This is a genomic window from Ferrovibrio sp., from assembly GCF_017994015.1.
Lineage (GTDB): Bacteria > Pseudomonadota > Alphaproteobacteria > Ferrovibrionales > Ferrovibrionaceae > Ferrovibrio.
The window spans coordinates 23766-33923 of sequence record NZ_JAGOLP010000037.1 but is presented as its reverse complement, the minus strand read 5'-3'; the positions used below and the strand labels follow the sequence as shown (position 1 = coordinate 33923).

Below are 10158 nucleotides of genomic sequence, written 5' to 3'. Positions count from 1 at the left end.
GCATGGAATGGTAACGCCACCCCTCACTCATCATGCTCACTTTCGAGTCACCCCTGACCGTCGTCATGCCCGGGCGAAGACCCGGGCATCCATTTTCTAGGGAATTCTGACATATTTTTTGTAAAAAAAGGGATGCCCGCTTTCGCGGGCATGACGCGTTAGCGACACGCCCTACTTCGCGCTCGGCGGCTCGGCAACACCCTTTTCCGGCGGCACGATCACGCCGCAGGAAATGATCAGCTTCATCGCCTGATCGACGCTCATTGACAGCACCTGCACATCCTCACGCGGGAAATACACCATGTAGCCGCCGGTGGGATTGGGCGTGGTGGGCACATAGCAGGCAATCAGCTCGCGGCCGAGCCGCGTGCCCACTTCGCCGGTCTGTTCGCCGGTGACAAAGGCGATGGTCCATGAGCCCTTGGCCGGCCATGGCACCAGGGCAACCTGGCGGAAAGACTGGCCGGATTGACTAAATACGGTTTCAAAAATCTGCTTCAGCGCGCTGTAGAGGCCGCGGATCACCGGCATACGCGCCACCAGCCGTTCGCTGAAATGCAGCAGCGAGCGGCCGAGGAAATTGGTGAACAGGAAGCCCACCAGGGTGAGCAGCAAAACAGCGGCAATTACGCCCAGGCCGGGCACACCAAAGGGCAGGTTCGGCGGCAGCAGGCGCTCTGGCTCATAACCGCTCGGGATCAGGCTTTTCACATTGCGGTCAATCGCCTCAATGGTGATAACCACCAGATAGATTGTCAGGCCGATGGGCGCTGTGATGATGATGCCGGCGAGAAACCAGGTGCGCAGCCGCACCCACAGGCTCGGGCGCGGCGGCGGCAGGATGATTGCCGGCTTGTCCGGGTCGGGGCTTTGGGGCGAAACGGTTGTCACTTGCTCTCCTTACCTCAGGCGAAAAACGCGCTCAGGGCTTGATAGGTTTCCTCGGGCGCTTCCTCGGGCAGGAAATGACCGCAGGGCATAGCCGCGCCGCGCACATCCCGGGCTTTGTCGCGCCAGGTGGCCAGCACATCATAATGCCGGTGCATGATACCCTTGCCGCCCCATAATACCAGCAACGGGCATTCAATGCGCTTGTCGGCATCGGCGCGATCATCGGCCAGATCGATGCTGGCGCCGGCGCGATAATCCTCGCAGGTGGCATGGATGGTGGCCGGGTCGCGGAAACAGCGCTGATACTCCGCCATCGCCTCGGGCGGGTAGACATCATCCCCCGCCGACCAGGCGCGCAATTTGCTCTCCAGGTAATAATCCGGGTCAGCGCCGATCATACGCTCCGGATGGCCTACCGGCTGGGCCAGGAAAAACCAGTGGTAATAGGCTGTCGCCACCGCCTGGTTGAAGGTCTCGAACAGGGTCAGGGTCGGGATGATATCCAGCACCGCCACCTGCTCCACCGCCTGCGGATGGTCCAGCACCATGCGATGCGAAACCCGGCCGCCGCGATCATGCCCGGCAAGGCGGAAACGCGGGAAACCCAGTTGCTGCATCACCGCCACCATGTCAGCGGCGGTGGCGCGTTTGGAATAGACCCGGTGCTGCGGGTCGGAAGCCGGCTTGCCGCTATCGCCATAACCGCGCAGGTCGGCCGCCACCACGGTGAAACGCTCGGCCAGGCGCGGCGCCAGCTTGTGCCACATGATGTGGGTTTGCGGATAACCATGCAGCAGCAGCAAGGGCGGGCCGGAACCGGCAATACGCAGGTTGATTTCGGCGCCGGCACCCATCAGGCGCCTGGTTTCAAATCCGTCAAACAAACCCACAGGAGCCTCCCGCTTACGGTCTTTTTTGTTTTTGCTATTGCCTAATGCGGCGTGAAAAAATCCGGCCGCTGATCCAGCGCCGCCTTGTCCCAGATCACCATGATACGGCCGCGCTTGGGCTGGGTGTAGACCGGCTTTGGTCCAACGGCCAGGCGCTCCTCACGATAGCGCGCCACCATCAGGCCCGTGGGATTGGCGGCAAACCAGGCCGGAATATCGCGATATTCGATTTCCGGCAGCGGCTTGGCCAGGCGGCCCAGGAACTGATATTCGCCATGATAGTCGCCGGCAAAGGCCACCGGCCGGCCGGCATCCTGGGCAAGCTTGATCTGCAACGCCGCCGGGGCGCCGTCATAAGCCAGCCGGGCCGGCGGAAACACGCCCAGATGAACGGTGAGAAACAGGCCGGCGCCCACGGTGATGACCGCGCCAAGCTGCCGTCCCAGCCCCGTGCCGCGTGCCAGTATTATCGCCAGCAGGGCAAAGCCAAGCAGCGCCAGCACCACTTCGGCATGCTGCTCCAGCGCCCAATCCGGCAGATCAAGCCGCTCGGCCAGGGCCGGCCGGGCTTGCAGGATGAAGGGCAGCGCCAGGGCAGCCACCGCCAGCAGCAGGATGAAGCCGATTGGCAAGGCGGCATCCAGGCGGCGCGGAATCGCCCGCCCCATCACCAGGCCATGCGCCAGCAGCAAGGCAAAGGCCGGCGCCAGCGGCAGCAGGTAATGCGGCTGCTTGCCGCTGATTGCTGAAAACACCACGAGGCCGCTGAGGCCGACTATCAGGCAGAAACGCAGGCCGGCATCGCGCCAGGCGCCGTTGCCGAGCCACAGCGCATGCCAGGTCGGGCGCCAGAACAGCCACGGCGCCAGCAGCAGCGGCAGCAAGGGCAGATACCACCAGAACGGCTTTTTATGGGCAAAACTATCCTTCATGCGGCCAGCGGTCTGGCCCCAGAGCAAAGCCTGCTTGAAGGCGGCGCCGCCGGCTTCAGCCGCCGGCAAGGCCCAGGCCAGGCCGATAGCGGCGCCCAGCACAATGCCGGCCAGTACACCGAGATACCAGCCCAGCCAACGGATTTGCAGATTACCCACCCAGAGCGGCGCAAACAGCGCCGGCGGCAGGGCATAAACCAGGATTACCGGCCCCTTGGCCAGGATGCCAAAGCCAATGGCGAGGCCAAACAGCAGCAGACCGCCCAGGCGCCGGCCATGATGCAGCGCCAGGGTCAGGCCGATCCATGCGGCGAGTGCAAAGAAAGCCATCATCAGGTCGAACATGGTGAGGGTGGCGAACAGCATCCACCACGCCCCGGCGAGCAGCAGCAGCGGCGCCAGCGCGCCGCTATCGCGGCCCAATTCTCCCGGCCACAGCAGCCGCGCCAGCAGGCCGGTCAGCGCCAAGGCACCAAGGCCAAAAAGCGGCGCCACCAGCCGCGCCCAGGTTTCCGACACGCCAAACACCATCCAGCCAAGCCGGATCAGCCAGAACAGCAAGGGCGGCTTGTGGTGGTAGGGTTCGCCATTCAGCAGCGGCACCAGCCAATGGTCGGCGAGATGCATTTCCCAGGCGACGGTGACATAGCGCGTCTCGTCGATCGGCATCAGCGGCCGGGCGATCAGCGCGGCCACCACCAGCAGCAGCCACAACGCCGCCGTGGCCAGATGCGCCGGCCGACTGCCGAGCAACGGCATCAGGTCACCTGTGCCGCGAGGCGACGGCGCTCGCGATAGATCAGATTGAGATTGCGCACATAAACGAACAGGCCGGTGACCTGACCGATGATGAAAACCGGATCGGCGCGGTGCACGGCATAAATCAGCAGCACAATGCCGCCGACCAAGCTGATATACCAGAAAGCCAGCGGAATTTCGCTGCGCCGCACGCGCTCGGAATGAATCCATTGCACGATGAAACGCGAGGCAAACACTGCCTGGCCGCCAAAGCCGATGATTGCCCAGAAACTCAGATTGTCGAGCAGCCGCTCGATAAATTCAGCCAGCATGGCGCCAACTCCCAACTCAGTTCAGCGGATCATAGCCGCCGCTATCGCGCCAACGGCGTTGCAGCCAGATCACACCAATCATATCCACGATACCGGCCTTGAGCCGGCCCCAGGTGCCGTAATGCGAAGCACCGCCGCCGCGCGGGCGGTGATTGACCGGCACCGAGCGTACCCGACCACCATGGCGCAGGGCCAGGGCCGGCAGGAACCGGTGCATATGGTCAAAAGCCGGCAATTGCAGGAAAAAATCGCGCGCCAGCATCTTCAGGCCACAGCCGGTATCGGGCGTGGCATCGCCCAGCAGCCGGGCGCGCACGCCATTGGCGATGCGCGAGGAATAGCGCTTCACCCAGGTATCGCGGCGCCGGGTGCGATGGCCGGCCACCAGCAGGCGGGCGCCGCCATCGGATTCAGCGCGCAGCATATCCCACAAGGCCGGCAGATCGGCCGGGTCGTTCTGGCCATCGCCATCCAGCGTGGCGATCCAGGGCGCCCGGGCGGCCCGCACGCCGCTCAGCACTGCCATCGACTGCCCGGCATTGCGGCGATGCCGGATCGGCCGCAATTCCGGCATCGTCGTGGCCGCCAGCTGGCGCAGGGTCTCGGTGGAGGCATCGGTGGAGCAATCGTCCACCGCCACAATCTCGAAGCTGATGCGGCCACGCAAAGCGGCGCAGATTTCCGCGAGCAACGCGCCGATATTCTCGGCTTCGTTATGCACAGGGATGACCACGGCAAGATCGGGCACCTGACCGGGCACGGCTTGCATGGCGGAAACCGGATCGGGCTGGCCCGGCGAAGTGTCGGAGGCACGCATCGGCGTGAAATCGAATCCGAATGAGGGAAAGCCGGAAATTGCGCCTCTCTAATAGTCTCCTGCAACCCCGCGTACAAGGAATTTCCATGCCTTAGACTATATGACGGATTGTCGCAGCATTTTCGGGCTGATAGGCTTACCGGCAATGAAAAACACGCAGGGCGCGAACCTCCGGATTGCCGTGCTGCTGCCGCTTCTCGCCATCACCGCCCTGATCCTGTGGGCAGCGGCAGATGTGGCGCGGGAAGCGTCGGCGCTGCGACGCTTGAGCGAAGCCGAAGCCAGCACCAAGGCCGAAGCCCTGGCGGCCAGAATTCACGAAGCGCGTAATATCGGCCTGCTGACCGATGGTTTGGCCGATCTGGCCCGCAATGCCGAAGGCTTGCTGCAAAGCGGCGGCGCCATTCTGGCCGATGTGGTGCAGCGTGAGCATAGCCTGTTGCTGGTGGATGCCGAAGGGCGGCCAATCGGCGGCCTGGGGCAGCTGCCAGCACCGCCCAATCTGGCAGAATTACTGATTGAAATCAGAGAATTGCATAAGAACAGCCATGATTGGGTCGGCGCCCCTTATGCGTGCGACGACGCCGATCCCGGGCGGCTCTGCGCCAGCCTGCTGCATGCCGTGGATTATCACGATCCGGCCCGACCAAGCGACTGGGCGGTAATCGGCTTTGTGCTGCCGCAGGATGTCGGGCGCCTGCCCGGCAGCGGCAGCAGCCTGCGCTGGCTGCGCCAGGATGGCCCGGCCTGGCTGGACGCCGGCGAGCCTGGCACTGACCCATGGTTCACCTTGCGCCCTGCCCTGCTGACGGATTTTGGCCTGGCGCTGGAAGTGCGCTGTCCCGGGGAAAGCTGGGTGATGTTGTGGTGGCAGCATAACGGGCAGCGTTTCCTGCTGCTGGCGGCGGCAATCCTGGCCTGTTTTGGCCTGGCCGGCCTGCTGGCGGCCCGGCTGCTGCGCAGCCTGCGTGAGCAGCGCCACGCCGAAACCGAGCTGGAGGCGCGCGAGACCCAATTGCGCGCGGTGTTTGATCTGGTGCCGGATGGGTTCATCGTGCAGGACCTTGGCCGCGTGATCTTTGCCAATCCGGGCGCGGTGCGCATGTTGCGGGCGGAAAATCTCGGCGCGCTGATCGGCCGCAACATCTTTGAGATACTGGACCCCGCTGACCGCGAACTTGCTCTGGCCCGCAGCCGGCGCATCCAGCAGGAAGGCATCATGCCGGAACCGGTGCGCATGGAGGCGCGGCGGCTGGATGGCTCGCCGCTGACCTTGCAGGTGCAGGGCCGGCCAATCCTGTTTGATGGCCGCCAGGTGGCGCTGAGTGTGCTTTACGACATCACCGACCAGACCCGGGTGGAAGCTGAAGTGGCGCATGCGCGGAATGCGGCCGAAACCGCCAGCCGCGCCAAGAGCGAATTCCTGGCCCATATGAGCCATGAATTGCGCACGCCGCTGAATTCGATCATCGGCTTTGCCGAATTGCTCGACCGCCAGCATCTCGGCCCGCTTGGCGCGCCGAAATACCAGGAATATGTGCGCGACATCCTGGATAGCGGCCGCCACCTGCTGACTGTGATCAATGGTGTGCTCGACCTCAGCCGCGCCGAGGCCGGCAAGCTGGTGCCGCATGCCGAGGAGATTGATCTGTTGGCATTGGCGCGGGTCTGCCTGCGGTCGCTGGCCGAAATCGCCGAAAGCCGCGCCATCCGATTGGTGGACAATCTGGATATCGGGCCGGAACCACCCCTGCTGCATGCCGATGCGCGCATGACCCGGCAGGTGATTCTCAACCTGCTGTCGAATGCGCTGAAATTCACCCCGCCAGGTGGCGAAATCGCCATCAGCATCGCCCGCAGCGCCGATGACGGGCTGGAACTGATTGTGCGCGATTCGGGCATCGGCATTGATGAAGCCGATCTTGCCCGCGTCTTTGAGCCCTTTGTGCAGGCCGATGGCTCGCATCAACGCCGCTTCGAAGGCAGCGGCCTGGGCCTGCCACTCTCGCGCCGGCTGATGCAGGCGCATGGCGGCACGCTCACGCTTGAAAGCGCTCTCGGCCAGGGTACAGTGGCGCGGATGGTTTTTCCCGCCGCGCGCGTTATCGACATGCCGGCGCATATATAAAGTCTGACGGAGGAGCGTACAGGATGCGACTGGCAAACAAAGTGGCGGTAGTCACTGGTGGCGGCTCGGGTTTCGGCGAAGGCATCGCCAAGCGTTTTGCCGCCGAAGGCGCGACGGTGGCGGTGGCCGATCTCAATTTGGCCGCAGCCGAGCGGGTGGCCGGCGAGATTACATCAGCCGGCGGTCAGGCCCTGGCGCTGCATACCGATGTCAGTTTGGCAGCATCAATGCAGGCGATGGTGGCCGGCACGGTGGCGAAGTTCGGCGGCCTGGACATCATGATCAACAATGCCGGTATGCCGCAGCGCAATGCGCCCTTGCTGAATACCGACGAAGCCACCTTCGACAAGATTTTCGCCGTGAATGTGAAAAGCATTTATCTGGCGGCGATGTATGCCGTGCCGGAAATGCGCAAACGCGGCCGTGGCGCCTTTATCAACATCGCCTCCACAGCCGGCGTGCGGCCACGCCCCGGCCTGGTGTGGTATAATGGCTCAAAGGGCGCTGTGATCACGCTGACCCGGGCCATGGCGGTGGAACTGGCGCCGGAGCAGATTCGGGTCAACGCGCTCAACCCGGTGGCCGGCCTGACGCCAATGCTGAAAGAATTCATGGGCGGCGAGGAAACCGACGAGATGAAGGCCAAATTCGTATCAACAATCCCGATTGGCCGTTTCAGCACGCCGCGCGATATCGCCAATGCCGCGCTCTATCTGGCTTCCGACGAAGCCGATTTCATCACCGGGGTGTGCATGGAGGTGGATGGCGGCCGATGCATCTGATGCGTGCCATTCTGGGCCTGCTGCTGGGCCTGACCGCAGCTTTGCCGGGTTTTGCCCAAGGCAATCAGGCCGGCCAGCAGGCCCCGGCGGCTCAGGCACCCGCCACTCAGGCCCCGGCTGCTCAGACTCCGGCTGTTCAGACTCCGGCTGTTCAGACTCCGGCACGGCCAACATCACCGGCCCAGGCCACCCCGGCACCCGCTGCCCGCCGCACCGCGCCACCCGCCACTATCGGCCTGCCCAACCCGACGCCGATAGCCGAGATTCCGCGCGGCCGGACTGTGTTGCTGGCGGGATTGCTGCTGTCACCGCAACCCCGCACCTTTGTGCTGAATGATGGCAACTCGGCCATCGTGATCAATCTTGGCCCGACCTGGCAGGAACTGAGTGGCCTCAAGGCCGGTGACCGGGTGCGCGTGCTGGGCCAGATTGATCCTTATGGCGCCTCGGTATTCCGCGCCGGCAGCGTGGTGCTGGATAACGGCCGCATCATCGTGGTGCCGAACTGACGCAAGTTCAGCGGTCGCCACGATTGTTGCGTGTCTTGCATATCGGATAGATGTTTTTCACCCGGCCGAGTTCGGTGCGCTGGGCGTGGCGCACGAAGTCATTATATTCAGCAAAGCTTTGCACCAGGTTGCGCGCCACATTGCATTCCTCGTTGGCCATGCGCAGCAGACCGGTGGAAGCGATCAGCCGGTTATCCACCCGCAACGCCACTTCCGGCGTTTCAGGGTAATTCCGCTCCAGCGCTGCGCCACGCAAGCGCGCTGCGGCCTGGATCTGCTCGGCATTGGCGGCATCAAAGGCATACCACAGTGGCAACAAGTCCATATCCACGCGCCGCCGCGCACATTCGCGGCCAATTTCGCGCAGGATTATGCCGGTGCGAATCAGCGCCTCGGCCTTCTGCTCACGATCATCCATGCAGGGCATCTCGCGCTTCGGTCGTCGCCCTGGGCCAAGGCCATAGGCCGGATCGTTGCTCTGCGCCCAAGCCTGTTCTGCCGCCAGCACCGGCATGAGCAGCAGCAACAGGAAAAAGCCGCGCCGCATCTCAGCGTTTATTATGCGTGATGGCCGCAACAAAGGTGGCGGCAGCATCAGCCGCCTGCTCCACCACGGCGGCAGATACATTGGGGCTCTGGTCCATCGCCTGGCGCACTGCCTGGGCTTCCTGCGGCGGCAGCCGGCTCAGGATCACATTGGCGCGGTCGGGACCGGCAGCGCGCAGAAAGGCGACCAGCTTGTCGCGGCTCATGGCCGAAACACTCCCTTCTCCATCACATGTTTGCCGAGGCCAGTATCCGGGCCAGGAGCGGCGCTGCTCAGCGCGATTTCGGCGCCGACTTCATCATCGCCAGATACATCGGCATCACCACATTGGTGAATTTGTTGGCACCATACTGCAATTCATCCATCGCCGCCTTCACCATTTCCACGGTGGGATAATATGGCACGATGACATAGCCGTTCTGCCGCAAAGCCTTGATCACGGCATTGGACTGCTTTGTGTAGTTCTCGAAGAAATAGCTGGTATCCGCCGCCTTGATCGCCTCAGCAATCACTTCGGCGGCGGCAATCGGCTTGATGCGCTGCGGGCGCCAGTCAAAAGCCGGTTCGTTGCCATCATCCTGGCTGTCTGCTGCCATTACTGCCTCTACCCACTCTCAATTCACCGGCACACGCCGGCCGGTCGGCCATTGCCGTGCCGTGTCATTCAGCGGCGGCAACACTTCGTTGCCTGGCCGGATTTCCGGCTTGCCATCCAGCTTGCGGATCGCACTGGCCACCTTGCGCTCAAGCCCGGTTGTGGCGCCGCCACTGCCAAGCCGGAAACGCTGATTGGCCTCGCGCAACGCCTCGGCCACCTTGCGCTCCACGCTGCCGCCCGGGCCGGTCAGCTTGCGCGTCACCACCACGCCGATGGCATCAATATTGAGGCCGATAATCTTGTGCAGTCGCTGATTGCTCTCGGTCAGATTGGCGGTCAACTGCTTCAGGATATCGGCATAAACTGACAGCAGCGGATAATTGAACAGGCCGCCCTGGCCCTTCATCTCCACCGCCAGATCATGGATCCACTCATAATAGCTGGCGCGGCCTACCTGGTTGAAGGAAGCCGAAGTCAGCGCATCACGCATGTTGCGAAGGCTTTCCCGCGCCGCCTGCTCGAAATCGCTCTGGGTTTCCACGATCACCTTCTCGATCTTGCCGCGCAATTCCGGCGTCAGTCGGAGTTCCTGGCCGCTCCGGAAATTCACCGCACGCTGCCTTAACTCGCCCCGGTTGACGATGATCCGCCCCGCAGAAAGGGAATTCAGCATAACGCAGCTTCCTTTCGGCGGGGGAACCGATTCGCCCCGCGCATCAGTGTATTCTGTGCGCCAGGGCCGTTAGCAAGCGATTAACGCGGCTGCAAAATTCCTTCAATCCCGGCGGTATACGCGCAGGCGGTGGTTGCAGATATCAATCTTTTCCGACATGCGGGCGCGCCACACCTTGTCGGCTTCGCCCTCGGTGTCAAACGGGCCATAACTTTCCTCGGTGCCGGGCTGGGGCGCCGGATCGGCTAAATCCTTGAAAATGCCGCCCTCGACATAGAATTTTGCCATCTGCTGCCTCCTTGGATAGCGCCGCAACGCGCC

The 10158-nt window shown here is 63.3% G+C and carries 13 protein-coding genes; 3 read left to right on the top strand and 10 right to left on the bottom strand.

Going from position 1 to position 10158, the window contains the following annotated elements; translation table 11 throughout:
- Positions 1-171 precede the first annotated feature (171 nt).
- Genes KBB36_RS15365 through KBB36_RS15345 form a run of 5 tightly spaced genes read right to left on the bottom strand, consistent with a single transcriptional unit; the run spans position 172 to position 4600 of the window.
- A complete protein-coding gene (locus KBB36_RS15365) occupies positions 172-891 on the bottom strand; it encodes a DUF502 domain-containing protein (protein WP_290982713.1) in 720 nt (239 codons plus the stop codon).
- Between the two features lie 14 nt (positions 892-905).
- On the bottom strand, positions 906-1781 hold the full coding sequence (locus tag KBB36_RS15360) for an alpha/beta hydrolase (RefSeq protein WP_290982710.1): 876 nt from the start codon (positions 1779-1781) through the stop codon (positions 906-908).
- 41 nt (positions 1782-1822) lie between these two features.
- The gene (locus KBB36_RS15355; protein ID WP_290982707.1) at positions 1823-3472 is read right to left on the bottom strand and encodes a glycosyltransferase family 39 protein; all 1650 of its coding nucleotides are present in this window, start codon (positions 3470-3472) and stop codon (positions 1823-1825) included.
- The gene (locus KBB36_RS15350) at positions 3472-3783 is read right to left on the bottom strand and encodes a lipid-A-disaccharide synthase N-terminal domain-containing protein (RefSeq protein ID WP_290982704.1); all 312 of its coding nucleotides are present in this window, start codon (positions 3781-3783) and stop codon (positions 3472-3474) included. The genes KBB36_RS15355 and KBB36_RS15350 overlap by 1 nt, the downstream gene beginning before the upstream one ends.
- 16 nt (positions 3784-3799) lie before the next feature.
- On the bottom strand, positions 3800-4600 hold the full coding sequence (locus tag KBB36_RS15345; protein WP_366933206.1) for a glycosyltransferase family 2 protein: 801 nt from the start codon (positions 4598-4600) through the stop codon (positions 3800-3802).
- 181 nt (positions 4601-4781) lie between these two features.
- On the opposite strand from KBB36_RS15345, the gene KBB36_RS15340 reads away from it, so the two are divergent.
- The 3 genes from KBB36_RS15340 to KBB36_RS15330 are packed head-to-tail and all read left to right on the top strand — an operon-like array spanning position 4782 to position 8019.
- On the top strand, positions 4782-6728 hold the full coding sequence (locus tag KBB36_RS15340; protein ID WP_290982701.1) for an ATP-binding protein: 1947 nt from the start codon (positions 4782-4784) through the stop codon (positions 6726-6728).
- A gap of 23 nt (positions 6729-6751) precedes the next feature.
- Positions 6752-7510, top strand: a complete 759-nt coding sequence (locus tag KBB36_RS15335) for a glucose 1-dehydrogenase (RefSeq protein ID WP_290982698.1) — start codon at positions 6752-6754, stop codon at positions 7508-7510.
- Positions 7501-8019, top strand: coding sequence for a hypothetical protein (locus tag KBB36_RS15330; protein WP_290982695.1), 519 nt, complete (start codon positions 7501-7503; stop codon positions 8017-8019). The genes KBB36_RS15335 and KBB36_RS15330 overlap by 10 nt, the downstream gene beginning before the upstream one ends.
- Before the next feature lie 7 nt (positions 8020-8026).
- Here the strand turns inward: KBB36_RS15330 and KBB36_RS15325 are convergent, their stop codons facing one another.
- The 5 genes from KBB36_RS15325 to KBB36_RS15305 all read right to left on the bottom strand — a co-directional run bounded on the left by KBB36_RS15325 (position 8027) and on the right by KBB36_RS15305 (position 10125).
- Positions 8027-8566, bottom strand: coding sequence for a hypothetical protein (locus KBB36_RS15325; RefSeq protein WP_290982692.1), 540 nt, complete (start codon positions 8564-8566; stop codon positions 8027-8029).
- A gap of 1 nt (position 8567) precedes the next feature.
- Complete coding sequence (locus KBB36_RS15320; protein ID WP_290982687.1) at positions 8568-8771, bottom strand: FliG C-terminal domain-containing protein; 204 nt, start codon at positions 8769-8771, stop codon at positions 8568-8570.
- A 67-nt stretch (positions 8772-8838) separates the two neighbouring features.
- Positions 8839-9162 (bottom strand): hypothetical protein, encoded by a 324-nt coding sequence (locus KBB36_RS15315; protein WP_290982684.1) that lies wholly within the window; start codon positions 9160-9162, stop codon positions 8839-8841.
- Positions 9163-9180: 18 nt separating this feature from the next.
- Complete coding sequence (locus KBB36_RS15310; protein ID WP_290982681.1) at positions 9181-9837, bottom strand: hypothetical protein; 657 nt, start codon at positions 9835-9837, stop codon at positions 9181-9183.
- A 102-nt stretch (positions 9838-9939) separates the two neighbouring features.
- Entirely contained in the window at positions 9940-10125 is a 186-nt protein-coding gene (locus KBB36_RS15305; protein ID WP_290982678.1) for a hypothetical protein, read from the bottom strand.
- Between the last annotated feature and the right edge of the window lie 33 nt (positions 10126-10158).

Coding starts and splice junctions, on each gene's coding strand:
- KBB36_RS15355 (WP_290982707.1), bottom strand. CDS start 3,472: ATGCCGTTGCTCGGCAGTCGGCCGGCGCATCTGGCCACGGCGGCGTTG.
- KBB36_RS15350 (WP_290982704.1), bottom strand. CDS start 3,783: ATGCTGGCTGAATTTATCGAGCGGCTGCTCGACAATCTGAGTTTCTGG.
- KBB36_RS15345 (WP_366933206.1), bottom strand. CDS start 4,600: ATGCGTGCCTCCGACACTTCGCCGGGCCAGCCCGATCCGGTTTCCGCC.
- KBB36_RS15335 (WP_290982698.1), top strand. CDS start 6,752: ATGCGACTGGCAAACAAAGTGGCGGTAGTCACTGGTGGCGGCTCGGGT.
- KBB36_RS15330 (WP_290982695.1), top strand. CDS start 7,501: ATGCATCTGATGCGTGCCATTCTGGGCCTGCTGCTGGGCCTGACCGCA.
- KBB36_RS15325 (WP_290982692.1), bottom strand. CDS start 8,566: ATGCGGCGCGGCTTTTTCCTGTTGCTGCTGCTCATGCCGGTGCTGGCG.
- KBB36_RS15320 (WP_290982687.1), bottom strand. CDS start 8,771: ATGAGCCGCGACAAGCTGGTCGCCTTTCTGCGCGCTGCCGGTCCCGAC.
- KBB36_RS15315 (WP_290982684.1), bottom strand. CDS start 9,162: ATGGCAGCAGACAGCCAGGATGATGGCAACGAACCGGCTTTTGACTGG.
- KBB36_RS15310 (WP_290982681.1), bottom strand. CDS start 9,837: ATGCTGAATTCCCTTTCTGCGGGGCGGATCATCGTCAACCGGGGCGAG.
- KBB36_RS15305 (WP_290982678.1), bottom strand. CDS start 10,125: ATGGCAAAATTCTATGTCGAGGGCGGCATTTTCAAGGATTTAGCCGAT.